This window comes from Roseovarius sp. (assembly GCF_040219995.1).
GTDB lineage: Bacteria > Pseudomonadota > Alphaproteobacteria > Rhodobacterales > Rhodobacteraceae > Roseovarius.
Genome location: NZ_JAVJUC010000009.1, coordinates 33,196 through 58,472, shown reverse-complemented (window position 1 = coordinate 58,472; position 25,277 = coordinate 33,196). Strand labels below are relative to the sequence as shown.

The window sequence follows — 25,277 nt, the reverse complement described above, 5'->3', positions numbered from 1 at the left end:
CTAGTGCAGGTTATGCTGCGCGCCGGTGCCTTCCTCGTCCATCAGCCCCCGCCCGGTCGCAAAGCGGTCGAGCCGAAATCCCGTGGCCGCTGGATGCGGGCGGTCGGTGGCGATCAGATGCGCCATCGCATCCCCCGATCCCGGCACCGCCTTGAACCCGCCATAGCACCAGCCGCAATTGAGATAGAGGCCGTCGATCCCCGCATGGTCGATGACGGGTGAGCCATCGGGCGACATGTCCATGATCCCGCCCCAGCTGCGCAGCACGCGGGCATTGCCGATCATCGGCATCAGGGTCATGCCCGCCTCCATCACATGCTCGACCAGCGGCAGGTTGCCGCGCGCGGCGTAAGACGCGTACATGTCCAGATCGCCGCCAAAGACCAGCCCGCCCTTGTCGGACTGGCTGATATAGAAATGCCCCATGCCGAAACTGATCACATGGTCGATGCAGGGCTTCAGCCCCTCGGTGACAAAGGCTTGCAGCACGTGGCTCTCGATCGGCAGGCGCATGCCCGCCATCGCCGCCACCTGACTTGAGCGCCCAGCGACGACAATGGCCAGCTTCTTGGCGCGAATGGCACCGCGCGTGGTCTGCACGCCTTTCACCCGGCCATTCTCGATATCGATCCCCGTGACCTCGCAATTCTGGATGAGGTCGACGCCCCGGTCGCTGGCACCCCGCGCATAGCCCCAGGCCACCGCGTCATGCCGTGCGGTGCCCGCGCGCCGCTGCAAGAGGCCGCCATAGATCGGAAACCGCGCCTGCTCGTAATCGAGATAGGGCACCATGCGTTTGAGCTCCGCCACGCTCAAGAGTTCCGCATCGTCGCCCTGATTGCGCATCGCGTTGCCGCGCCGTGCCGCCGCATCGCGCTGCCCGTCGGAGTGAAACAGCACGATCTGCCCGCGCTGCGAGTGCATGACGTTGTAATTCAGATCCTCTTCCAACCCCTCCCACAGTTTCAGCGAATGGCTGTAGAATTCAGAATTGCCCGGCAGGAAATAATTGGCCCGCACGATGGTGGTGTTGCGGCCCACGTTGCCACCGCCAAGATAGCCCTTTTCCAGCACCGCGACATTGGTGATCCCATACCGGCTGGCCAGGTAATAGGCGGTCGAGAGGCCATGCCCGCCGCCACCGATGATCACCACGTCATAGTCGGATTTGGGCACCGCATCGCGCCAATGCGCCTGCCAGCCTTTGTTGCCGGTCAGCCCTTCCTTCAGAACCCGCAGCCCCGAAAACCGCATGCCTGCCCCCTTGCCCGTGATGTGATGCGACTGAACCAAGTCTCATCTTCAATAGCAATGGCAGAGCCGAAGCTCTGCCATCTTTCCCGCCATTTCCCGGCCCATGCGCGACCTGCGCGCGTCAGAGCCCCGTTACAGACCCATGGCGCGATAGCTGGCCGCGACCTTGGCGATGGACACCAGATACGCCGCCGTGCGCAGATCGGTCACGTCCTGCCGACTGTGCCAGACCTCGCGCATCGACTGGTAGGCGCTGCGCATGGTGTCGTCGAGACCGGAGCGCACCAGTTCCAACTCACCCGCACCGCGCAGATATTGCTGCTTGAAATGCGGGCTCATCTGCCAGTTGTCGCCCAGATGCGCGTCGAGCCGCTCCAACTCGTCCACGATCAGCTGGTGGCGCGCCTCTTCCTGACGCCGCCCGATGCGACCAAAGCGGATATGGCTGAGGTTCTTGACCCATTCGAAATAGGACACCGTCACACCGCCCGCATTGGCAAACATGTCGGGGATGATCACGGTGCCTTTCTGGCGGAGGATATCGTCGGCCCCGGCGGTGACCGGCCCGTTCGCCGCCTCGATGATCAGCGGCGCCTTGATGCGATCGGCATTCTCGAGGTTGATCACCCCTTCCATCGCCGCCGGAATGAGGATCTCGCACTCGTTCTCCAGCGCCTTGGTGCCGTCCGCGATATATTTGCCGTCGGGATAGCCATCGACGCCGCCATGCCGCGCAATCCAGTTGCGCACCGCCTCCACGTCAAAACCACTCTCGTCGATCAGCGCACCGTCGCGCTCGATGATCGCGGTGATCTTGCAGCCATCCTCCTCGCTCAGGAACTTCGCCGCGTGATAGCCCACGTTGCCAAGGCCCTGCACCACCACCCGCTTGCCGTCGAGCTTGCCCGACATGCCCGCCGCCGCGACATCCTCGGGGTGACGAAAGAACTCGCGCAGGGCGTATTGCACGCCGCGTCCGGTCGCTTCGGTCCGGCCTTGGATGCCGCCGCCATGAATGGGCTTGCCGGTGACACAGGCGCGGTAGTTGATATCGGTGGTGGCCATGCGCTTGTACTGATCCGCGATCCAGGCCATCTCGCGCTCGCTGGTGCCCATGTCGGGGGCGGGCACGTTCTGCGCGGGGTGGATCAGATCACGCTTGATCAGCTCATAGGCAAAGCGCCGGGTGATCATCTCAAGCTCATGCTCTTCCCACTCGCGCGGATCGAGGCGCAGCCCCCCCTTGGAGCCACCGAACGGGGCCTCGACCAGCGCGCATTTATAGGTCATCAGCGCCGCCAGCGCCTCGACCTCGTCCTGATTGACCCCCATGGCATAGCGGATGCCGCCCTTGACGGGCTCCATATGCTCGGAATGGACACTGCGATAGCCGGTGAACGTGTGGATCTGCCCGCGCAGCCGCACGCCGAATCGCACGGTGTAGGTGGCATTGCAGACGCGGATCTTTTCCTCCAGCCCCGGCGGCAATTCCATCAGTGCCACGGCGCGGTTGAACATCAGATCCACGCTTTCGCGGAATGTCGGTTCTCTCTTGGCGGTCATTACAACTCCCTCCCTTTTGTGCCACAGTCGCGCGAACACTATAGGCTCCGAGTCTCTGGCATGTGGCTGATGGGATGGTTAAGGGCTGAGCCACGATTGTCCACCCGTAACCTGATCCACGGTGCCTGTGGTCTTTCACAATCCCGAAACGCCCGGTTTGTCGCGCCCCCGGAAACGATACGGCTCGCCATTCTATATTGTTGATTTAAATGCGTTAACTTTCGATTTCTGTCCCCTTTCGGCCATAATTCGACCATAATGAACTGGGATAGAGATTAATGGTGCATTGGGTGTGCCGATTTATGGTTTCGGGGGCCCTTGAGGTCATTAAGAGGTGATCAGAATGCGTGTAGAGCAAGCTCCGAGGAAACCGGGCCTGACCGCCCTGTTGAAAAATGGGACCGCACTTGCCTCGCGGCCCGTTCACAAGTTTCTGAACAACGAGGACGGCACCGTCACGGCCTTCTCGTTCGTCGTGTTCATCATGATGCTCGTGATGGGCGGGATCGCCCTTGATACGATGCGTCAGGAAACGGCCCGTGCCAGTCTCCAGGCCACGCTCGACCGGGCGGTGCTTGCCGGCGCACAGGCCAGTACCAACGCCCAGGCGCGCGACGTGATCGAGGATTACTTCGACAAGGCCGGGCTCGGCGCGTACCTGCTGGCCGAACAGGAAGATGAAATCGACATCAAGCTCAACTCCGCCAAGGTCAGCGCCCGCGCGGAACGCATCGTCGACACCTATCTGATGAAATTCGCCAATGTCGACCAGCTCCAATCCGCCGCCGGTGCCACCGCCGAGGTCACGATCCCGAAACTCGAGGTCGCAATGGTGCTCGACAACTCCGGCTCGATGCAAGGCACGCGCATCGAAGCCCTTCGTCCTGCCGCGATCGAGTTCATCCAGACTGTGATGGAAAATACCGAAGAACGGGATGCTGTTATTTCCATCGTGCCGTATAGCTGGTCCGTGTCGCCCCCGAAGAGCCTTTTCGAGGCGCTCAACGTCAGCACGACCCATCAATATTCGCGGTGCCTCGAATTCAGCGACGCGGATTACGACAACGCCGCAATGGATCCGAACGCGATCTATCAACAGATGCTCTACACCTCCAAGCGAGGCACCACGTTCGGGGATCTGTCCAACGATTCGTTCGCGTGGGGGTCAGGCGACACCTACAACCAGACCTGCTACCCCGAGGACTTCTTTCAGATCCTGCCCTACGCCACAAAGCAGTCCGTGCTCGAAACCAAGATCAATGCCTTGCAGGCCGCCGGCAGTACCAGCACGAATGAGGGCATAAAATGGGGCTCTGCCCTGCTCGACCCCGCTTTCGCACCGGTCGTGACCGCCTTGCAGGCCGCCAAGACCAAGATCGACGAATACGGAAATACGGTGGCATATCACGATGTTGATCCGCTGCTGAGCAACATGCCCGCCACCTATGACACCGGCGACACCCTCAAGGTGATGCTGGTCATGAGCGACGGCAAGAACGACTATAGTTACCGGCTACCGGCTCAGTATCGTGGCGCAAACTCCAACCTCTACGAGGTGACCTACCAGGACCAGGAGTTTCACTACCTTTATGACCGTTACGATACCAGCCGCCGCTGGTATGGAAGCCAGTACGAGCAATACTGCAGCTGGTCACGTTACGACTGCAAGTATCGGGCATCTGGCGGTGAAACCACCTCCTTCTTTCTCTACAGCCCGCACTATAATGACTTTTACAACACGGAAACCGGCGCGACCTACCAGAACAGCGACATTACCAGCATGCCTGGCTACATCTCGCATGAGCGCATTGACTGGGATATCGCGTGGGGCCTGATGACGCCCGAATACTACAAGAACAAGACAGGCAGCTGGGGCCCTTACAACGAATTCGGGTCCTCCGGGAGCAAAGCGATCACCCCGGGCAAGAAGGACGCGCAGATGGAGGACATCTGCGACGCCGCCAACGCTGCGGGTATCACGATCTACACAGTGGCCTTCGAAATGGGCAGTCAGGCCAGCGCGGCGAACAAACTGCGGGCCTGTGCCTCCACCACATCGCACCACTTCAACGCAACCACGTTCAACATCAAGACCGTGTTCAACACCATCGCGGTCAACGTCAAACAGTTGAGGCTGACCCAATGATCCGGTCGTTCGCACGGCGGGTACGCCGATACCTGCGGGACGAAAAGGGCACCGCCTCACTTGAATTCGTGATGGTGGCCCCGCTCTTCTTCTCGTTCATGTTCTTTTCGATTGAACTGGGTTTCGTGACCCTGCGCGCCACCATGCTCGAGCGCGGTCTGGACATCGCGGTCCGCGAAATTCGCCTCGGCACCGGAAGCGCACCGCAGCATGACGACATCAAGGATATCATCTGCGACAACTCGCTGATCATCCCCGATTGCGCGAACAAGCTGCGCCTCGAAATGATCCCGACCGATCTGCGCAACTTTACCCAGCTTGATCCCTCCCCGGATTGCACCGATGCCGCCGACGAATCCAAGCCGCTGCGTGAATTTACATCCGGCGGCGAAAACCAGCTGATGATGCTGCGCGCCTGCGCCAAGTACACACCGATTTACCCGTCGCAATGGCTGGGACGCGCGGTATTCAAGGATCCCAATGGCGAGGCGCTTATCGTTGCCACCAGTGCCTTTGTGCAGGAGCCGATTTGATATGAAACCTTCCCTTTTGAAGCGACTGTTCGGATCATTCTGGTCGGACGAACGCGGCACCGCCGCCCTCGAGACCGTGATCATGGCCCCGTTCCTGACGATTGGCCTGTTCTTCTCGTATGAGGCCTATGGTGCCTACCGCCAGCAAAGCCTGACCGACAAGGCGACCTACACGATCGCCGACATCCTCTCGCGAGAGCAGAACAACAGTTCGCCGATCGACGACACCTATATCGACAACGCAAAGACGCTGTTCAACGATCTGACACGTTCCGATATCGGCCAGTTGCGGATCACCGTCGTGCGCCGTCACCTCGACCCTGACAACAATGTCGATTTCTTCGAATTGCGCTGGTCCGAACTGCGCGGCCAGGGTGCGTTCGAGGAGATGACGCAGGAGATGGTCGAGAATGCGGATGATTTCTTTCCGGCCATGCTCAACGGGCAGGAGATGATTCTCGTTGAGAGCCGGTCGCTCTACCGACCGTCCGTCACGCTCGGCGGTGTGTTCCGTGAATTTCCGATCGAGGCGCGGATGTTCATGACGCTGCGTTTCGCACCGCAGCTATGCCACATCGACATCTGCAACACCAGCAATACGACCAGCTAGGCCTCCGGGTCAGTCGTTGCCGCGCTGCGTGATACGTTCCTGAATCATCTCGGCCATGACCTTGGCCGGGGTGCCGGGTGTGACACCCCCCACCCCCACGCGCCGCCCGATCCGCCACCAGATGCCCGGCTCCCAGGCAAACGGCCCCTTGCGGCTGAGCTTGAGCATGAATCCGTTGGACGGCTTGAAGGCGAACGCCCCCCGGTCCACCCCGATGATCTCGTCCATTTCGGCCAACACGCGCCCATCGCTGCACCGCAGGCCCGCAGGCGACAGCACCAGCCGCAACGTGGTCGCGCGCCACATGCGCTGCGCCAGCCACAGCGCCCCGGTTCCGAACCCCACCATGAAGACCTGCCAGCCCAGGCTCGGGGATTGCACCAGCGCGAGATAAAGCAGGATCAGGCCAAGCCCGGCCACCGATCCCACACCGATCATCCTGCGCCCTGCCGAGGCAGCCAGAACCACCTGCACGTCATCATCGTCAATCATCGCGCGTCTCCCTTTGCCCCGCGCATCTACCCCGCCTATTCCGGCTTGGCGAGGGGGATCGTCAAAAACGCACAGCCTCTCTTTGCCTGCGAACAGACCGCCCCCTGCCCATGCGCGGCGCGCATGCTTATCTAATCGGGTGAAAGGAGACCGCTCATGTCGATCAGACCCGTTCTCGAAACCCGCCCCGCGCAGCCCACGATGGAGGGTGCCGGCGTTCACCTGCACCGCGCCTTCGGCTTTCACGACCCGTCGGAGCTGGACCCGTTCCTGCTGTTCGACGATTTTCGCAACGACGATCCGGCGCGCTATGCCAAGGGCTTCCCATGGCATCCGCATCGCGGCATCGAGACGATCACCTATGTCCTCGCGGGTGACGTCGCGCATGGCGACAGCCTCGGCAACACGGGCACTCTGGGCGCGGGCGATGTGCAGTGGATGACCGCCGGGTCGGGCATCCTGCATCAGGAAATGCCACGCGGCAACGCCTCCGGACAGATGCACGGCTTTCAACTCTGGGCCAACCTGCCCGCCTCGCTCAAGATGACCGCACCGCGCTATCAGGATGTGAAATCCCCCGACATCCCCGAGATCATCGACGATGACGGCACCCGCGTGCGGGTGATCGTGGGCGAATTCTGGGGCAAGCGCGGCCCGGTGGACGGCATCGCCGCCGATCCGCAATATCTCGACATCTCGGTGCCGCCGGGGGTGCGAAAGACCTTTCGGGTCGATACCTACCGGCGCAGCTTTGCCTATGTCTTTGCCGGGTCCGGGGCCTTTGCCGATGCCTCGACGCCGACCGGCGTGCTGCTGGAAAAGGAAGTGGCGGGCCGCGAACTCCATCTGCGCGACCCGTCCGGCGACCGCACGCTGGTGCGCTTCGGCACCGGAGACGAGGTTACCGTGCAGGCGGGCGAAGACGGCGTGCGCTTTCTTCTGATCTCTGGCGCACCGCTGCAAGAGCCGGTGGCATGGCATGGCCCGATCGTGATGAACACACAAGATGAATTGCGTCAGGCCATGCGAGAGTTGCGCAATGGCAGTTTCATCAAGTAACGCGTTTGATGCGGCGGATCGGTCCCGGGATTTCCGGGCCATTCGCGCATCGACCAGGGCAGGCCTCAGCCGCGCAGTTTCTCCACCAGCCGCCGCATGAAATCATGCCCGGCCTCGAACTGCGCCACGGTGATGAACTCATCCGGCTGATGCGCCTGCGCAATGTCGCCGGGCCCGCAGATCACCGCCGAATAGCCGCGCTCCTGAAACTGCCCCGCCTCGGTGCCGTAGCTGACCACGTGACGGCCATTGTCGCCTGTGATCTGCCGCGCCAACCCTTCCGCGGCACCGCCCTCTTCCGGCTGCAACCCTGGCACACGGAATTTGCGCCGCAACTCGATCCGCGTATCGGGATGCACCGCCTGCATCTCGGCCTCGGCCTCGGCGACCCTCGCCTCGAACCGCGCGCCCCACTCCTCGGGGTCCTCGCCCGGCACGACCCGGAAATCCATCCCGAAGCGGCAATCCTTGGCGGTGATGTTATGCGCCGTGCCGCCCGAGATCGTGCCCACATGCAGCGTCGTCCAGGGCGGCTCGAACATTGACCCAAGCTCCGACGGCGTGCGCGCCCGGTTCTCGGCGTTCTGCTGATTGGCCCAGTCGATCAGCGGCGCGGCAGCCATGATCGCGTTGACGCCCCGGTGCATGATCGAGCTGTGCACCTCAAAGCCCACCACATGCACGTCATAGCCCAGCCCGCCCTTGTGGCCGGTCACCGCCTGCAAGGTCGACGGCTCTCCGATGATCGCCAGCTCCGCCTTCGGCAACACCTCCAGCATCCGCTCGATCATCGGTGGCGCACCGACGCAGCCCACTTCCTCGTCATAGCTCAGCGCCAGTTGCAGGGGCCGCGCAACACCCGCATGATGCGCCTCGACCAGCGCCCAGATGGCAAGCGCGTCAAAGCCCTTCATATCGACGCAACCACGCCCGAAATACTTGCCGTCGCGCTCCGTCACGGTAAACGGGTCAGAGGTCCAGGGCTGGCCATCCACCGGCACCACGTCGGTATGCCCCGAAAGCACCACACCGCCCTCGACCTGAGGTCCGACATGGGCGAACAGCGCGGCCTTCTCGCCGGTTTCGTCATAATGGCGATGCGCGGTGATGCCATGTCCGCGCAGATAATCCTCGACCCAATCCACCAACGGCAGATTGCTGTCCCGGCTCACGGTGGGAAAGCTCACGAGCTGTGTCATCAGCTCGACCGGCGTCAGTCTTTGGGTCATGATCAATAGCCGCTTTCCGAGGTCAGCACGAAATGGCCCGGGTCCACTTCCTGATATTCCGACGGCCCCGGCTCGTATCCGACCGGGTGGATCGGCGAGGGGATCGGCTTGAAATTCAGATCCTTCTCGGATTTGCGGCGGCGCGGATCGGCCACCGGTACGGCCTTCATCAGGGCCTGCGTATAGGGGTGCTGCGGGTTCTCGAAGACGGCGGCGCGCGGGCCGCGTTCGACGATCCGGCCCAGATACATCACGCCGACATCATGGCTCACACGCTCGACCACCGCCATGTCATGGCTGATGAAGAGATAACTCAGCCCCAGTTCGGCCTGCAATTCCATCATCAGGTTCAGCACCTGCGCCTGCACGCTCACGTCAAGCGCGCTCACCGCCTCGTCAGCCACGATAAGCTTGGGGTTCAATGCCAGCGCACGCGCAATCGCCACCCGCTGCCGCTGCCCGCCCGAGAGCTCATGCGGGAACCGCCGCAGGAACGAGCGCGGCAATTCCACCCGGTCGAACAGCATCGCCACGCGGTCATCCATTTCCGAGCGGCTCACAAGGCCGTAATTGCGCATCGGCTCGGCCACCTGATCGGCCAGCTTCATCTGCGGATTGAGGCTCGCAAACGGGTCCTGAAACACCATCTGCATATCGACGCGCGCCTTACGCAGCGCGCCGGGATCGAGCGCGATGATATCGGTGCCATCCAGCACCACCTCGCCCGCCATCGGCTCCACCAGCCGCAGGATCGAGCGCCCGGCGGTTGATTTGCCGCAGCCCGATTCACCCACAAGGCTCAGCGTGCGGCCCTTGGCAAGCGAAAAGGACAGATCCTCGACCGCATGCACATTGGCCACCGTGCGGCGAAAGAAGCCACCCTTGACGGCGAACCGCGTGGTCAGCCCTTTGACGTGCAACAGTTCCTCGTCTTGGCCCTTGATCGGCTTGATCTCCTGCGCATCCGCGCCCACCAGCTTCATCGGCTCGGGATAGGCCTTGCCCTGCATCTCGCCCAGCTTGGGCACAGCGGCCAGCAGCGCCTTGGTATAATCATGCTGAGGCGACTCAAATATCTGCTCGACCGGCCCCTCCTCGACCTTGTTGCCTCGGAACATCACGACCACCCGGTCGGCCATCTGCGCCACCACGGCCATGTCATGGGTGATGAAGATCACCGCCGTCCCGGTCTCGCGCTTCAAGCGGTCCATGAGCGCCAGGATCTCGGCCTGAATGGTCACGTCGAGCGCCGTCGTCGGCTCGTCCGCGATCAGCAGTCGCGGCTTGCAGGCCAATGCCATGGCAATCACCACCCGCTGCCGCATCCCCCCCGACAGCTCATGCGGATACTGATCGAGGCGGCGCTCCGGCTCGGGGATACGCACCTCCTTCAAGAGTTCCAGCGCCCGCGCACGGGCCTGCCGCTTGTCCATCCCGCGATGCACGCGCAGCCCTTCGGACAGCTGCCGCCCCACGGTGAACACAGGGTTGAGCGCGGTCATCGGCTCCTGAAAGATCATCCCGATCTCGTTGCCCCGGATCGTGCGCATCAACCCCTGTTCGGTTTGCGCAAGATCGACCTCGCCATCCTCGCGGCGGTCGAACAGCATCCGCCCGCCCGCGATGGTGCCGCCGCCATATTCGATAAGCCGCATCAGCGACAGCGACGACACCGACTTGCCCGATCCCGATTCGCCCACGATGCAGACGGTCTCGCCGGGATTGACCTTGAAAGAGACATCCTCGACCCCCACAACGGGGCCATCCTTGGTCTCGAAGGTGACCCGAAGATTCTCGATCCGGGCAATCGGGGTGTCCAGCATGCGGCGCGGCCTTTTCTCATCCATGACGGGCAATGGTGAAACGCTACTCACTTTGACGCACCAGTGTCAAACCATGTCCGGGTGATCCCGCGCGATTGTCGAATTCGCGGAATGCGCCCCTTGCTTTTTGCCCGAATCCGGTCTGTGATGCGCGAACCGGCGGGGATGCGGTGCGGGTGCTTACATGCGCCCGACAGCCTTTTTCCGCCACACCAAGCCCGGCACAAGTCGGCAAAACCGAAAACGAGATGGCCGAACCAGAGCTGTCCAACACCGGAGGAATCAAACCCCATGACCCTGAAATCCTTACTTCTCGGGGCAACCGCCGCGTCGTGCCTTGGCCTTGCGGCACATGCCGAACGCGGGTCGGATGGCCATGTCAACGTGATCTACTGGCAGGCGCCGTCGATCATGAACCCCTACCTGTCCGGCGGCACCAAGGAGATCGAGGCGGCAAGCCTCGTGATCGAGCCGCTCGGGCGCTACAATGAAAAGGGCGAGATGGTCCCCTACCTCGCCGAGGAAATTCCCACCGTCGAAAACGGCGGCGTGGCCGAAGACCTCAAGTCGATCACCTGGAAGATCAAGCCGGGGCTGAAATGGTCCGACGGCACGCCTTTTACCGCCACGGACGTGAAATTCACCGCCGAGTACTGCATGAATCCCGAAGGCGGCTGCGCCCAGCTGGCCAAATACGAGGGCGTCAGTTCGGTCGAGGTGATCGATGACCTGACCGTCAAGGTCAATTTCGCCGATGCCCAGCCCAACCCCTACGGTCCCTTCATGGGCGGCCAATCCCCGATCATTCAGGCTGCGCAATACGCCGAATGCACCGGCGCGCGCGCCTCGGAATGCGCCGAGGAGAACTTTGCCCCGATCGGCACAGGGCCCTTCGTGGTGGACGAATTCCGCCCCAATGATGTGATCTCGCTCTCGGCCAATCCCGAGTATCGCGACCCCGACAAGCCGGCCTTCGCAACCATGACCTTCAAGGGCGGCGGCGACGCCACGGCGGCGGGCCGCGCTGTGCTGGAAACCGGCGAGTTCGACTACGCCTGGAACCTGCAACTCGCCCCCGACGTGATCGCCAACATGGAGGAGGCGGGGCAAGGCGAGGCGCTTGCCGCCTTCGGCACTCTGGTCGAGCGGATTGAGGTCAACCTGACCGACCCGTCCCCCGACCTGCCCGAGGGCGAGCGCGCCACCGCGGCGCATCCGCATCCCATCCTGACCGATCCGGCCGTGCGCCAGGCGCTCTCGATGGCAATCGACCGCGTCCTGCTGACCGAGATCGGCTATGGCAAGGCGGGCCGCCCAACCTGTGACTGGGTGCCCGGCCCCGACATTTACGCCGCCGACAACACTCATTGCCTCGAGCACGACCTCGAGGGCGCCAAGGCGCTTCTGGAAGAGGCTGGCTGGACCGACAGCAACGGCGACGGCGTGCGCGAGAAAGACGGCGTGAAACTCTCGCTGCTGTTCCAGACCTCGACCAATGCCGTGCGCCAGGATTTCCAGGCGCTGATCAAGCAGTGGTGGTCGGAAATCGGCGTCGAGACCGAGCTGCGCAATGTTTCAGCTTCCGTCTTCTTCGGCGGCGATCCGGGCAGCCCGGACACCTTCCAGAAGTTCTATGCCGACGTGGAGATGTATGCGAACCTCTTCGACGGCACCGACCCGCAGAACTATCTCGCCTCGCGCACCTGCGGCAAGGCCCCGCGCCCCGAGAGCCAGTGGCAGGGCGAGAACATCAACCGCTTCTGCGACCCGGAATATGACGAACTGGTCAAGGAACTGGGCCGCACGGCGGACCTGAACGAGCGGGCCGAGATCGCCATCAAGCTCAACAACATGATCACCAAAGAGCAAAACGTGATCATCCCCCTCGTCCACCGTGGCCGGGTCTCTGCCAAGTCCAACACCCTGGGCGGCGTGATCCTGAACGTGTGGGATACCGAGCTGTGGAACGCAGCCGACTGGTACCGCATCGAGGAGTGATCCGGCCATTGCCGGATAAGGGCCGGGCGCATGCCCGGCCCCTCTTTTCATTGAATACCCCGCAGAGGCGCCGCGCATGCTGACTTATACGATCCGACGGCTCGTGCTCTCGATTCCGACGCTGCTGTTCATCAGCCTCGTGATCTTCCTGCTGCTGGAGCTTGCCCCCGGCGACCCGATGGCGCAGGTGCCGCTGACCGTGCCGCCCGAGGTCAAGGAACGCATGCGCGAGGCGCTTGGCCTGGGCGAGCCGACGCATGTGCGCTTTTTCAAATGGATGTACCAGTTCTTCGTGGTCGAGCCGATGCTGCTCTTCGACCATATCTTCGGCACGGCCCTGGCCGAAGGCCAGCAGCGCGTGCTCAGCTGGCAGTTCCGCTCGCCGGTCATGGACGTGATCGTGCAGCGCATGCCGCAGACGCTCTGGGTCGTGGCGATGTCCTACGTGGTGGGCATCCTCATTGCCATGCCCATCGGAATCTATTCCGCCTACCGGCAATACTCGCTTTTCGATCAGGCGGGTACGTTCATCACCATGGTGGGCTATTCGGTGCCGCCGTTCTTCTCGGGCGTGCTGGTGATCGTGATCTTCTCGGTGCAGCTTGGCTGGCTGCCCTCGATCTACGACACCACGCTCGAGGTGGTCGACTGGGAGACCTTCAAGAAACAGATCTTGCAAATGGTCATGCCGGTGATGGTGCTGGCCTTGCAGACCACGGCGCAGATCAGCCGCTTCATGCGCGCCACGATGCTCGACAAACTCAACCAGGATTACGTGCGCACCGCTCGCGCCAAGGGGCTGTCGGAATGGGCGGTCGTCATGGTGCATGTGCTGCGCAACTCGATGATCCCGGTGGTCACGGTGATCGCGCTCGGGGTGCCCTACATCTTCGGCGGCGCGATCATCACCGAGCAGATCTTCAAGGTGAACGGGCTTGGCCAGCTGCTAATCACCGCCATTCAGGCCAATGACCTGCCGATGGTGCAGACCGTGACCTTCATGATCGCGGTGCTCATCGTGTTCTTCAATATCGTCGCCGACGTGCTCTATGGCGTGCTCGACCCGAGGATCCGCTATGACTGAGACCCCCAAACCGATCACCGCCCTCGCCGACGAAGGCCCGACCGCCCCGCCGCGCCGCCACTGGCGAGATGTCTGGGACCAGTTCAAATCGCATCGCGGCGCGCTTGCGGGTGGTATCGTGCTGCTCTTCATCATCCTCGCTGTGTTTCTGGGGCCGTACATCTGGCCTTATGACGCCACCTATATCGACATCCGCTCGCGCAATCAGGGGCCGAGCCTCGCGCATCCTTTCGGCACCGATCAGCTGGGCCGCGACACGCTGGCACGGATGCTGGAGGGGGGCCGGACCTCCGTCGCCGTCGGGCTGACGGCGATGCTGCTGGCGCTGGTGCTGGGCTCTCTGATCGGCGTTCTGGCCGGGTTCTTCCGCCGCCTCGACGGGCCGCTCATGCGCTTTACCGACCTCTTCCTGTCGCTGCCGCTGCTGCCGCTTCTGCTGGTGATGGTGCTTCTGTTCCGCGAGGCGCTGAACGGCATGTTCGGCCCGGAAATGGGCATCTTCATCCTGATCGTGGTGGCCATCGGCGTCACCAGCTGGATGCCCACGGCACGGATCGTGCGCGGCGATGTTCTGGCCCTCAAGGAGCGCGAATTCATACTCGCCGCGCGCTCCATCGGGACCACGAATTTCAACCTCATCACCCGGCATATCCTGCCCAACGTGATGTCGCCGATCATGGTCTCAGCCACGCTTGGCATCGCCAACGCGATCATCACCGAAAGCGCGCTGTCGTTTTTAGGCCTAGGCTTCCCGCCCGATTTCCCAACCTGGGGGCGTCTGCTGAACGACGCAACGCAATATCTGCAGGACTACCCCGAACGGGTGTTCTGGCCCGGCCTCGCGATCTCGCTCACGGTGCTGTCGATCAACTATATGGGCGACGGCCTGCGCGACGCGCTCGACCCGCGCATCCGGGGGCGCTGACGGGGATGATGCCTGGCACAGGGCCAATAGTGCCGGGCGCGGGGCGGTTCTGGCCTGTTGCTGCCGTTGTCGTAAGCCGCGCATCGTCGTGCCGCGGTGTGGCGATCCAACGTCCATTCGACAGTGCTTTATGCCAGCCCAGTCCGAAAAAGAATAGATCGCAGAGCAGGTTGCAGCCAAATCGCCGCGCCGGGGGGCGGCACGGCGATGCGCGGCGGCCTTCGGCCGCGTTCCGCGCAAGGTGATTCAATCGGATGCCAGCTTCAGGCCATCCCATCCCATCCGACCCGCCTCCTCACAGATCCCGCCCCGCAAACCGCCCCGGCCCGAAACTGGCCGAGAGCTGCGCCACCTCGATCCGCTTGCCCGCCTCCGGCCCGTCCCCAGCCCGCGCAGCGGCGGTGTAGATCCATTCCGCCACCGGCACCGTGTCCTCACGCAACACCTGCCCCCCCCGCCGCACCCGCAGCAGATACGCCTCACTCTCCTCACCAAGCGGCACCTCGGGCGTATCCCACCGGTCGCCACCAATGCGCGTGCGCCTGATCCACGTCACCCGCAAATCCCCTGCCGCCTCGACCAGCCGCAGATGCACCGGCGCATAGGGCCGCAGCCCAACCCCGTCAAAGGCAATCACCGCATGGCCGAAACTCGGATCGTCCACCGGGCGCGCGCCCGGCCCGATCCGGAAATGCCGCGCCTGCCCGCGCTGCGCCTCGTTGAGCTCGATCTGCTGCGGCACGCCATCCATCCGCACGAGGATCGAGCCCACCGGCCATGGCCCGGCCCCTTCCGTCCCCAACTGCCCGCGCAGCCGGTGCCGCAGGATATAGGTCTCGGGCGCCACCAGTTCGGCATCGCGGAACTGAAACAGCTCCCATCCCCCCGGCGTGCCATCCCCGATGGCACAGAGATTGGCCCCATTGAGCAGCGCCGCCTCGCTCACGCTCTCCAGCGTGCCGTGACGCATCCGCACGAACAGCCCCGCGCCCCGGTCCACCAACCCAGCACAGGCCGGGAAAAGCGGCGTCTCGGTCAGCCCCACCGTGCTGCGCGCCGCAATCAGCGTATTCAGCCGGTAATTGGCATCCTCGTTTGAGGCATAAACCGCCGCCGTGCCGGGCCAGGGATCGGCGGTCACCGCGATATGCGGCGCATGCGGCACCTCCTCGCCCGTGAGCAACGGCAGATCGAGGAAAAGCGGCGTCACCGGGCCCGGCGCGCTGAACGGGCGCAAGCGGGCCGGAGCGTCCTCGATCAGGATGGGGCGGAAACTCTCAGGCTCGACCCTCACCGCATCGACGCGCTGCGCATTGCCCATCTGCTCCACCCGGTCGATGCGAAACCGCGCACCGCCCTCGGCCAAGGGCAATGCGATCACATCTCCCGCCCCGGTGGCCAGCTGCGACGGCGGCAAAGTCAGCCGCAACGTGTCCACCGACACCCGCGCCTCCGACAGCCAGCGCTCGACCACCTGCCGCCCCTCGGCTCGGGTCAGCGCCAGCGGCATTTCCGACATCGCCACCGCATGGGTCGCCTCATCCGGCAGGATCGCCTCTTCCGAGACCGCCTCAAAATCAGCGTCCGCCTCCAGAAACCGCAACCGCACCCGGCCCGCCAGTTCCAGATCGCTGCCCCGCGTCTCCTCGATCACGCCGCCCAGTTCCGGGTCGCGCACCACGCGCGCCAGATCGACCATGTGATCGGCCCGCCCGTCGCGGCGGCGGAATTGCAGCACGCCGCCGCGCTCGATCGCATCCACCCCATGCGCCAGCATCAGCGGTTGCAACGCCGAGCGCGCCTCGCTCACCTGATCGACCAGATAGCCCCGCACAAAGCCGGGGACCGCGCCGGTTTCGGGCGCATCCAGCCCCGCCCGCCCGCTGACTTCCGCGATCACATCGGCCAGCCTGCGCCCGCTCACCCGGCCCGTGATCCAGTGCCCCCGCGCATAGTTTTCCCCATCCGACCACAGGTCGAGATTGGCCGGAAAATAGGGATAGGGCCGCGCGTCCCAGGCCCAGACATAGGCGTGATCCATGTCGATCATGCGCCCTTCGAATTCCTCTGACACAGGGTTACGCGCGGGATCACCCCAATACCCCGCCATCGCCCGCAGATATTGCAATTGGATCAACTCGTCCCGCTGCCCGGTGGAATGACGCGGCAGACTCGACTCCGACGATTTCGGGTCGAGAAACTTGTTGGGCTGATTCGTGCCCTTGTCCACCGCCGCACAGCCATATTCGGTAAAGCGGATCGGTTTGGCTTGCGGCACCCATGCAGTCGGCTCGGACGCGCGCACGCCGCCCACCCGGTCGAAATGCCGATTTGCCCACCAGCCCCGCAGATCCTTGAACCGCCAGATCCACGGCTCATCATAGGCCACGTCGGTGATCGGCACGCGGCGCTGCGCCGCCCGCGCCTCGGGGCTGGGATAGAACCAGTCATAGCCCTCGCCACCCTCGATATTCGATTGCAGATACTCGAGATCATGGATCGACGGCCAGTCCTGCGCGTCAAAATGCTCATACCCCTCACGCCAGTCGCTCAGCGGCATGTAATTATCGATCCCGATGAAATCGATATTCTCGTCCGCCCACAGCGGATCAAGGTGAAAGAACCGGTCGCCTCCCCCCGGCTGATAGCCGAAATATTCCGACCAGTCGGCGGCATAGCTGATCTTCACCTCCGGCCCCAACAGGCTGCGCACCTCGGCGGCAAGATCAACCAACTGCGCCACCGCCGGAAAGCTGTTCGCCTCCCCCCGGATCTGCGTCAGGCTGCGCATTTCCGAGCCGATACAAAAGCTCTCCACCCCGCCCACGGCGGCACATAACGCCGCCTGATGCAGGATGAACCGCCGGTAGGACCACTCCTCCGGCCCGTGATAGGCCACCGGGCTGCGCTTTACCGCGCCACCAAAGCTCAGCAGGTCAAGCACCCCGGTCCCCGCCTGTTCCACCGGCTGCGCTGCAATCGGCGTCACGGTAAAATCCACCGCCCGCGCGGTCCCGAAAAACGCCGCCACCTCGGCCTCCGCCGCCGCGGTCTGATCCGGGCTGCCGTCCTGCCCCGGTGCCTTGGAGGTGGTGATCCGCCCGCGCCAGGGCAGCACCGGCTGATCGCCTGCATCGCTCCACGGATCGGGCAAGCCGTTGCCCGGCATCTGCTCCATCAGGATGAACGGATAATAGAGCACCTCCTGCCCCGCCTGTTGCAGGGCGAGAATGGCCTCGATCACCGCCTGATCGGTGGGCGTGCCACCATAGACCTCGCGGCCTTCGGCATCCTTCGGCACCTCGCCCGCCTGCGCGCGCCGCAGCCCCGACACCTCCCACGGCATGTTTGAGGCATCGAACTGCTTTTGCTCCACGCGCGGGCGAATGCGACAGTCTCCACAACGCAGATCATCCCCAAACCAGCTCACGATCAGCGACGTGGCATGACAAGCGGGCAATTCCCCGGTCAGCGCTTCGAGGGCGGTCACGAAATCAGGCTGCCCCGAGGGCGTGTTGACATTGGCGACGCCCGACGCCCCGAACCCGAAATTCATCGTGACCGGGCTGGTCGCCAGCACATATTCCCCGCTCCCCGGCAACAGCGCCACGCCGCGCACCGCGCGCACCGGATCAAGGTCCGCGCCCGGTGTTTCGGCCTGCGACGGGCGGCACACCTCAAAACTGAATTGCGGCACGCGATTGCCGAACTGGCTAATATCCAGATCCTCGATCACCACATAGGCGGTGCCGCGATAGGCAGGCACATTGCCCGCCCCCTCCACCGCCTCGATCAGCGGGTCAGGCAGTTGATCGCGCGTGCCCGGATAGGCGCGCATGTTCAGCCCCGAAAACGACACTTCCGTCCCATCCGCCCAGACCCGCGCCACGCGGGCAATCTCCCCCTCGCACAGCGCGAGTGCCAGGCTCACCGAATAGCTGACCTGTCGCGTGTCGGGCGTGGCGGGACGCGGAGTGCCCTTGCCGCCACCCCGGTTGCCTTGCGTCACGGTGACATTCTCTCGAAACTCGGTGGCCCAGATCACCTGCCCGCCCACGCGCATGCGCCCGTAAACCTGTGGGATCGCGTCGCCCTCACCCGCACCGGTCAGGCGCAACCGGCTGACGCGGCCTGTCTCGACCACCTCAGAGCCCTGCCCCAGCAGCCGCTGATCGATCGACCGGCCGATGACGGCCCCGGCAAACCGCCCGATCGCCACCGATGACAGCCCCAGGACAGAGCCGCCCACGGCCCCGCCAATCGCCGCCCCTGCGGCGGATAACAGAATGGTTGCCATGGTTCAGCCCTCCTCGGGAAATTGAAATCGCGCCACGACACGCCGCCGCCAGGGCGCGCTCAGTGCGGTCTCGACCACGCCATGCCCCGAATAGGCATGGATGAACGTGGCACTCGCGCCGGTCTCGGCCACGATGCCCAGATGCTTGGCCACAGACCCCTCGCGCATGCGAAACAGGATCACGTCACCCGCCGCCTCGTCGCGCACGTCTTTGAGCCAAAGATGCCGCGCGGCGGCCTGCCACAGCGCCTCCTGCCGGGCCGGTTCCGCCCAGTCCATCGAATACGCGGGCGGGCGCTCGGGCTCGGCCCCCTTGACCTCGCACCAGATCCCCCGCACCAGACCCAGGCAATCGCAACCCGCCCCGCGACAGGCCGCCTGATGCCGGTAGGGCGTGCCCAGCCAGCCCCGCGCCGCCGCAACAATCCGCGCGCCCTGCCCGCTCATCTGCGGCTCCCGCCATCCAGTGCCGGGCTCTTGGTGGGATCGGTGATTGTCCAGTCATCGCCGGGAATGTCCGGGAAGCCCTGAAAATTCAGCAGGTTGTCGAACTTGAACTGACAGGTGGACATCCGCTTATCGCAGCCCGCCTCGATCCGCAGCGCATCGCCCTGCAACACAGTCGCCCCAAGCGGCTGCCACAGCTCGATCACCCGGCCCGCGCCCTCCATACGGTCGCGCTTGATCAACCCGATCAGCCCCGCGGCGGCCCCGCTCAACACCCGGATCACGCCATGGCGAAACCAATCCTCTTCAAACCCGCCCATCTCGCCAAAGCGAAACACGCGGGTCTCCTCCACCACCTCGGCAGGCCGCTCCGCAACATACCCCGGCGTATCCAGATCGAACGTGCAGTCGCGATCCCCCAAAACCGCGCTGCAGCTCTTCTGATAGACCCGCCCCAGCGGCACGTTGAGCGCATCGGTCAACCCGCGCAGTTCCGCCTCGAACGCCCCACCCGCGCGCCTCAACTCGCCCATCGTGCCGGCAAAGATCAGCGCCCGCGCCGCCACGTCCTGCCAGTTCACCAGCCAGGCGCGCAGCCCTGCCCCGTCATAGCGCCCGGCCTCGATATCCACCTCACGGATGGCCGCGTCGCTCAGCGCGCCCAGCGCCTCGGTATTGTCCACCGACAGCCCCGTCGTCTGCTGCAACGCCAGCGCGCTCAGCCCGGTATCGGGGCGAAACGCGATGCCCTCAAACGCCAGCGCCCGGTCGTGATCGGTGAACCCCATCACCACCCCGTCGCGCCGGGTCAGCGCCCAACAGCGGCAGGTCGTCGTCACCCCGGTCCCGAGATGCGCCAAAAGCCCGCTCATACCCGGATCTCCACCACCGGCACATTGGGCACTTCTCCGGCCTGAAAACTGGCAAGGCTGGTCTGGATACGGTCGGTATCGAACCGCACCGGCACGTCGAACTCATAGCCCGCGGTGATTGCCACATCACGATTGGGCGGCTCTGAAAACGTGACAGTGCCGGTCGTGATGTCGACCTCGTAATGCACGCCCTCGCGCATCTCGACATTCGAGAGCCCCATGCGCACGCTGCCCTGCACCGGCTTGACGATGGGCCGCACCGCCACCTGCTCGCCCGAGCGATAGGTCTTGACCAGTTGAAACGCCACGGTGGCATCGTCGCCGACCCCGATCTCCTGTTCGCGGTAATCCGGCGTGGCCTTGGCCCGGCCCGATTTGAAATCGGTCCAGTCCTTCCAGCGAAACCCGAATAACTGCCCGCGCCGCGCCTCGAAAAACGCGATCAGCGCCTCGACATCATCGAGCGAGCGCAGCGCAACCCCTGCGTCATAGCGCCTGCGCGCCTGTGCCCAGGGCGTGTTGCGCTCCTCAAACCCGTTGGCGAGCGTGACGATATCCGTCAACCGCTCCGGCCCGCCAAGCGAGCCGAAACTCAGGCTCGCCGGAAATCTGACTTCGTGAAATCCCATGTCCCGCTCCCTTTCAGCGATTGCGCCCGCCGCGCCCGATCACGCGGCCCAGCTGCGCCGCGATCTGCCCCTGGCTGCGGCGAAACCCGTCCACGTCGGGCGTCTGGATATTCATCACCACGCTGACGCCGCCGCCGCCCTGCGCACGCACGCCCAGCCGCCCGTCCGGGCCACGGCTCAACGGCATGATCGCCTCCGGCCCCGCCTCGCCCATCAGCCCGGTGCCGCCGCGCATCGGAAAACTCACCGGCCCGCTCACCACCCCGCCAGTGGCAAAGGGCTGCACCCGGCCTTGCGAAAAACTCGCGCCCTTGGCAAACGGGAACAGCCCCTGCACGAGGCCCCCAACCCCTTGCGCGATCAGCCCGCCCAACTGGTCCGTCACGGGCCGCGTCGCGTCGTTGAAGGCGGTGTTGACCATGATCGTCGCCAGCCTGCGCAGGCTGTCGGACAGGCTGTCCCCCTCCACCACCGCGCCCCGCAGGGCCGAGCGCAGGCCCCGGCTCAGCCCCCGGTCGAGGGTCTGCACATCCTGGCCCGCGCTCGCAAAGCCGCCCCGCACCCGGCCCAGTTCCGCGTTGAACGCCGCCGCCATGCCGGTGGCCTGCCCCAGGGCATCATCAAGGGCGGTGATCTGCGCCTCCAGATCGTCGGCGCGCTCCAGCTCATCCATCGCTCATCTCTCCTTGCTCATCGGGAAAGGCGCGCAGCAGTGCCTCCAGCCCGTCCCGCGCCATCGGGCGCACGCCCTCCCGCTCGCCCAGCATCAGCCGCAACTCCACCGGCGTCAGCGCCCAGAATTCAGCCGGTCGCAGGCCAAGCCCCTGCATCCCCGCCCGCATCAGCGCAGGCCAGTCGAACCGGTCCCTCATCCGCCCACCTCGGGCAGGGCAAAGGCCCGCGCCAGCAATTCCGCCGCCGCCCGCGCCGCCGCCAGTGGCCCGCCCTCGATCTCGGCGCTCAGCAGGTCCGCCGCTGACCCGCGCCAGCCGCCGCCACGCAGCCCCGCCACGATCAGCGCCAGCACATCACGCGTCAAAAACGCCCCCTCCTCGAACCGCGCCACCAGATCGACGAGCGAGCCTTGCTCCAGCGCCGCCTCCAACTCGGCCAGCGCCCCCAGCGTCAGCCGCATCACATGCCGCTCGCCGCCGATCACCAGCGCCACCTCGCCTGCCCAGGGGTTCGCCATGCTCAGAGCACCGTAAAGCTCAGCCGCCCCGCCGAGGCGAGGCCCAGCTCATAGGTCGCCTCGCCGTCATGGGTGCCGCCATATTCGATCGCCGTCACCTGAAACGGCCCCTCGATGGTGCCAAAATCCGGGATCACCACCTGAAAATCCGGCATCTCCCCGTCAAAGAAGATCTGCCGCGCGCGCTCATCGCTTGCCGCATCCCGAAAGATGCCCGAGCCGCTGATGCTCGCCGATTTCACACCGGCGCCCGCCAGCAATTCGCGCCAGCCCCCGGCCGACTCGAGGCTTGTCACATCCACGCTTTCGGCGTTGAAGCTCACCCGCGTCGCCCGCAGCCCCGCCACCGTCTGGAAATTGCCGCTGCCGTTGATGTCGATCTTGATCAGCAGGTCCTTGCCGTTCTGCACTGCCATTGGTCTTACTCCATCATCTTGGGTTAGGCGCCGTCATCGACACGCGCACGAAAAGTCAGGTCGATCCGACGACGGCTGCCACGGGTCTCGCGCCGGGCCCGGGCCCGCCAGAACTGCACCGCCACGGCGCGCCCCCGGGCCAGCGTCATCTCCGCCCCCTCCAGCGCGTCGCTCACCGCACCCGCCACCTGTTTTGCCTCCAGAAACCCCGCCGCCTCGCTGACCACCGTCACCGTCAACCGGTGCCATGCGCCCGCCGCAGTGCCATCACCGCGCGCCCGCGCATCCTCGGGGCCAAGCGTCACGTAAAGCGGCGGCACAGCACCGTTGGGCACCGCGTCATAGATCGCGCCGCCCACCAATGCCGCCAAGGCCGAATCCCCGCGCAACCGCTCGAACAGCGCCTGCTGCAACGCCGCCGCCACGCCGTAACTCATGTCACCACCTCCTCTTCGGCCCAGAGCGTGAGAAACCGCGCCCCTGCGTCCTGCTCGGTCACCGACAGGATGGTGAAGATCCGCGCGCCATCGCGCAGCCGCTGCCCCGGTTCGGGGCGCTGCGGGCTGCCCTGCGGCGCGGCACGTACGGTGATCCTGAACGCCGTCCGCGCGACGCTCACCCCCTCGCCCTCGGCCTCGCGGCCCGTGCGCGCGCGCACTTCCGCCCAAAGCGTGCCGCGCGCCTCCCAGGTCTCGATGAACCCGCCCGCCCCGTCGGGGCTGCGCGCCGCCACCTCCAGCACGAGCGGCCGGTTGAGCCGCACCGCCATCACCGCGCCCCCCCACCGAGCAAACGCACGGTGCGATAGCGCTCGATCAGGCTCGACACGCCGAAGGGCATGCAGCCGCCGCTCAACCCGGTCTCGTGGCGATACTCATAGTAATGCGCCGCCAGCATCAGCACCGCCTGCGCCAGATCCGACGGCAGATCTTTCCAGCCCGCGCCATAGCCCGCGCGGAACACGATCTCGGCCACGCCCCCCGGCGCGATCGACGGCAGGAGCGTGCCCGCCGGGCGCAATACCGGGCGATGCGCGTCCCGCTCCAGCCGGTAGAGCGAAGGCGCGATCACCTCTTCCTCATCGTCGCGATTGCGCAACGCCAGCCGCAGGATCGCACTCACCGGGGCCACCGGCAAGGCCTGCCCTTGCGCATCGCGCCAGCCGCTCAGCACCCAGGAAAACTCGCGCTCCAGCAGCACCTTGCCGGTGCGCGCCTCGATCGCCGCCAGCGCGGCCCGCAGGAAACTCTCCAATACGGGGTCCTGGATATCGCCATCCGAAAACCCCGTCCCCAGCCGCAGATGCGCCTTGAATTCCGCCAGCGGCAGCGCGGCCAGGGGCACCGCGGTCTCTTCCATCAACATCATGGACCTACTCCATATATCCCGGACCCCTCCGGTGAGTGAGGCGCGCGCCGCCCGGCGTTGCACGGACGGAGGGGGGTGACTGAACAACGCCGTATCACAGGCCACGCGCGCCCCGGACGGGGGCCAAACCGCCCCCGCCCCGATCACCGCCCCTTACGAGACGGCGAAGCGCAACAGCTTGATCGCCTTGAAATCGCTCACATCACCGCCCACGCGCTTGGTCGCGTAGAACAGAACATGCGGCTTGGCGCTGTAGGGATCGCGCAGCACCCGCAGATCGGGGCGCTCGGCCACCGTGTAGCCCGCGCCGAAATCACCGAATGCAATCGCATCCGCCCCGCTCGCGATATCCGGCATGTCCTCGGCGATCAGCACCGGATAGCCCAGCAGACGCGCAGGCTCTCCGGCGGCCAGACCGTCCGACCACAGGAACCGCCCATCGGCATCCTTCATCTTGCGCACGGCACCGGCGGTGCGCGAATTCATAACAAAGGTCGCATGCGCGCGGTACTGCGCGCCCAGCGCATAGACCAGGTCGATGATCGGATCGGGCCCGCCGATATCCCCATCCACGCCGGTTGGCACATAGCCGAGGTTGCCCCAGGCCCAGACCTCGTTATCGACCGCCGGATGCGTGAGGAACCCGCGCGGCTTGTCCACCCCGTCGCCCGCGATGAACGCCGCCGCCTCGGCGCGCGCAAACTTGTCGGCGATGCGCCCCGCCAGCCAGCCTTCGACGTCGAACGCACTGTCATCAAGCAGCCGCTGCGACGCCTTGGGCAGCGCACTCAATTCGTGCAGCGGGATGCTGATCCGGTCGATCACCGGCGTGTCGCTCTCGGCCACGGGGCCGGTCTCGGTCGCCCAGCCATGGCCCACATCGGCATGGTCAATCAGCACGTCAAAACTTGTCGCCTCGACGGCCACCACGTTGGCCACGGCACGGATCGACGCGGTCGAACTCAGCACCGAGCGGATCGTCTCGGCGGTCTGCGGATCGACGAGATACCCACCCTCACCGGCGACCGAGGTGTTGAGCGCCTTGCCCTCGAGCTCCAGCCCCCGCAGCCCGTCATCGTCGCCCGCCCGCAGATAGGCATCAAACGCCTTGCGATGCGGGGCACCTGCTTCGGCAGCCGCGACCAGATGCGGGCGCGCCATGGCGATTGTCTTGCGTTCAAACATGGTCATCTTCTCTTCCTGCTGTTGAAGCCGTTTGTGAATATCGGACTGAAAGCCCTTGAATTCGCTCAGGAACCCCGCCACGGCGGTGCCCACCTCTGCCGCCGGAGACAGATCTTCCCCGGCCCGAGCCTGCGCTTGGGTTGTCATCGTTTTTC

24 protein-coding genes are annotated in these 25,277 nt (G+C 64.9%); 7 read left to right on the top strand and 17 right to left on the bottom strand.

Annotated features, from left to right (window positions below):
* Positions 1-1,254, bottom strand: coding sequence for a sarcosine oxidase subunit beta family protein (locus RID11_RS01765; RefSeq protein ID WP_350135440.1), 1,254 nt, complete (start codon positions 1,252-1,254; stop codon positions 1-3).
* 132 nt (positions 1,255-1,386) lie between these two features.
* Positions 1,387-2,817, bottom strand: a complete 1,431-nt coding sequence (locus RID11_RS01760) for a Glu/Leu/Phe/Val family dehydrogenase (RefSeq protein WP_350135438.1) — start codon at positions 2,815-2,817, stop codon at positions 1,387-1,389.
* 343 nt (positions 2,818-3,160) lie between these two features.
* On the opposite strand from RID11_RS01760, the gene RID11_RS01755 reads away from it, so the two are divergent.
* The 3 genes from RID11_RS01755 to RID11_RS01745 are packed head-to-tail and all read left to right on the top strand — an operon-like array spanning position 3,161 to position 6,106.
* Entirely contained in the window at positions 3,161-4,963 is a 1,803-nt protein-coding gene (locus RID11_RS01755) for a pilus assembly protein TadG-related protein (RefSeq protein ID WP_350135436.1), read from the top strand.
* Positions 4,960-5,496, top strand: coding sequence for a TadE/TadG family type IV pilus assembly protein (locus RID11_RS01750; RefSeq protein WP_350135434.1), 537 nt, complete (start codon positions 4,960-4,962; stop codon positions 5,494-5,496). The genes RID11_RS01755 and RID11_RS01750 overlap by 4 nt, the downstream gene beginning before the upstream one ends.
* Before the next feature lies 1 nt (position 5,497).
* Entirely contained in the window at positions 5,498-6,106 is a 609-nt protein-coding gene (locus tag RID11_RS01745; protein ID WP_350135432.1) for a TadE/TadG family type IV pilus assembly protein, read from the top strand.
* Positions 6,107-6,115: 9 nt separating this feature from the next.
* Here the strand turns inward: RID11_RS01745 and RID11_RS01740 are convergent, their stop codons facing one another.
* Positions 6,116-6,598: a hypothetical protein gene (locus RID11_RS01740; protein WP_350135430.1), complete on the bottom strand. Its 483-nt coding sequence runs from the start codon at positions 6,596-6,598 to the stop codon at positions 6,116-6,118.
* A 156-nt stretch (positions 6,599-6,754) separates the two neighbouring features.
* Here RID11_RS01740 and RID11_RS01735 point away from each other — a divergent pair, with 156 nt between their 5' ends.
* Positions 6,755-7,657, top strand: a complete 903-nt coding sequence (locus tag RID11_RS01735; protein WP_350135428.1) for a pirin family protein — start codon at positions 6,755-6,757, stop codon at positions 7,655-7,657.
* Positions 7,658-7,722: 65 nt separating this feature from the next.
* Here RID11_RS01735 and argE read toward each other — a convergent pair whose 3' ends face one another.
* Positions 7,723-8,886, bottom strand: a complete 1,164-nt coding sequence (gene argE, locus RID11_RS01730; protein ID WP_350135426.1) for an acetylornithine deacetylase — start codon at positions 8,884-8,886, stop codon at positions 7,723-7,725.
* A 2-nt stretch (positions 8,887-8,888) separates the two neighbouring features.
* A complete protein-coding gene (locus RID11_RS01725; protein ID WP_350135424.1) occupies positions 8,889-10,709 on the bottom strand; it encodes an ABC transporter ATP-binding protein in 1,821 nt (606 codons plus the stop codon).
* Between the two features lie 291 nt (positions 10,710-11,000).
* Between RID11_RS01725 and RID11_RS01720 the strand changes: the two genes are divergently transcribed.
* From RID11_RS01720 to RID11_RS01710, 3 genes are all read left to right on the top strand, one after another.
* Positions 11,001-12,707, top strand: coding sequence for a peptide ABC transporter substrate-binding protein (locus RID11_RS01720; RefSeq protein WP_350135422.1), 1,707 nt, complete (start codon positions 11,001-11,003; stop codon positions 12,705-12,707).
* A 76-nt stretch (positions 12,708-12,783) separates the two neighbouring features.
* Entirely contained in the window at positions 12,784-13,791 is a 1,008-nt protein-coding gene (locus tag RID11_RS01715; protein ID WP_350135420.1) for an ABC transporter permease, read from the top strand.
* Entirely contained in the window at positions 13,784-14,716 is a 933-nt protein-coding gene (locus RID11_RS01710) for an ABC transporter permease (RefSeq protein ID WP_350135418.1), read from the top strand. Before RID11_RS01715 ends, RID11_RS01710 begins: the two co-directional genes overlap by 8 nt.
* Before the next feature lie 295 nt (positions 14,717-15,011).
* Here the strand turns inward: RID11_RS01710 and RID11_RS01705 are convergent, their stop codons facing one another.
* From RID11_RS01705 to RID11_RS01650, 12 genes are all read right to left on the bottom strand, one after another.
* On the bottom strand, positions 15,012-19,013 hold the full coding sequence (locus RID11_RS01705) for a baseplate multidomain protein megatron (protein WP_350135416.1): 4,002 nt from the start codon (positions 19,011-19,013) through the stop codon (positions 15,012-15,014).
* A 3-nt stretch (positions 19,014-19,016) separates the two neighbouring features.
* On the bottom strand, positions 19,017-19,460 hold the full coding sequence (locus RID11_RS01700) for an NlpC/P60 family protein (RefSeq protein ID WP_350135414.1): 444 nt from the start codon (positions 19,458-19,460) through the stop codon (positions 19,017-19,019).
* On the bottom strand, positions 19,457-20,332 hold the full coding sequence (locus tag RID11_RS01695; protein WP_350135413.1) for a phage/gene transfer agent baseplate hub protein: 876 nt from the start codon (positions 20,330-20,332) through the stop codon (positions 19,457-19,459). Before RID11_RS01695 ends, RID11_RS01700 begins: the two co-directional genes overlap by 4 nt.
* A complete protein-coding gene (locus RID11_RS01690) occupies positions 20,329-20,961 on the bottom strand; it encodes a phage distal tail protein, Rcc01695 family (RefSeq protein WP_350135411.1) in 633 nt (210 codons plus the stop codon). Before RID11_RS01690 ends, RID11_RS01695 begins: the two co-directional genes overlap by 4 nt.
* A gap of 13 nt (positions 20,962-20,974) precedes the next feature.
* Positions 20,975-21,634, bottom strand: coding sequence for an RcGTA-type gene transfer agent tail tape measure protein (locus RID11_RS01685; protein ID WP_350135409.1), 660 nt, complete (start codon positions 21,632-21,634; stop codon positions 20,975-20,977).
* Positions 21,627-21,833, bottom strand: coding sequence for a rcc01693 family protein (locus RID11_RS01680; protein ID WP_350135407.1), 207 nt, complete (start codon positions 21,831-21,833; stop codon positions 21,627-21,629). The genes RID11_RS01685 and RID11_RS01680 overlap by 8 nt, the downstream gene beginning before the upstream one ends.
* Positions 21,830-22,153, bottom strand: coding sequence for a gene transfer agent family protein (locus tag RID11_RS01675; protein WP_350135406.1), 324 nt, complete (start codon positions 22,151-22,153; stop codon positions 21,830-21,832). The genes RID11_RS01680 and RID11_RS01675 overlap by 4 nt, the downstream gene beginning before the upstream one ends.
* Before the next feature lie 2 nt (positions 22,154-22,155).
* Positions 22,156-22,569 carry a phage major tail protein, TP901-1 family gene (locus RID11_RS01670; RefSeq protein WP_350135404.1) on the bottom strand — a complete coding sequence of 138 codons (414 nt, stop codon included), beginning with the start codon at positions 22,567-22,569 and terminating at the stop codon, positions 22,156-22,158.
* 23 nt (positions 22,570-22,592) lie between these two features.
* Positions 22,593-23,006 carry a DUF3168 domain-containing protein gene (locus tag RID11_RS01665; RefSeq protein WP_350135402.1) on the bottom strand — a complete coding sequence of 138 codons (414 nt, stop codon included), beginning with the start codon at positions 23,004-23,006 and terminating at the stop codon, positions 22,593-22,595.
* Entirely contained in the window at positions 23,003-23,338 is a 336-nt protein-coding gene (locus RID11_RS01660; protein ID WP_502949332.1) for a head-tail adaptor protein, read from the bottom strand. Before RID11_RS01660 ends, RID11_RS01665 begins: the two co-directional genes overlap by 4 nt.
* Positions 23,338-23,937 (bottom strand): head-tail connector protein, encoded by a 600-nt coding sequence (locus RID11_RS01655; RefSeq protein ID WP_350135398.1) that lies wholly within the window; start codon positions 23,935-23,937, stop codon positions 23,338-23,340. The genes RID11_RS01660 and RID11_RS01655 overlap by 1 nt, the downstream gene beginning before the upstream one ends.
* Positions 23,938-24,090: 153 nt before the next feature.
* Complete coding sequence (locus RID11_RS01650; protein WP_350135396.1) at positions 24,091-25,269, bottom strand: phage major capsid protein; 1,179 nt, start codon at positions 25,267-25,269, stop codon at positions 24,091-24,093.
* Between the last annotated feature and the right edge of the window lie 8 nt (positions 25,270-25,277).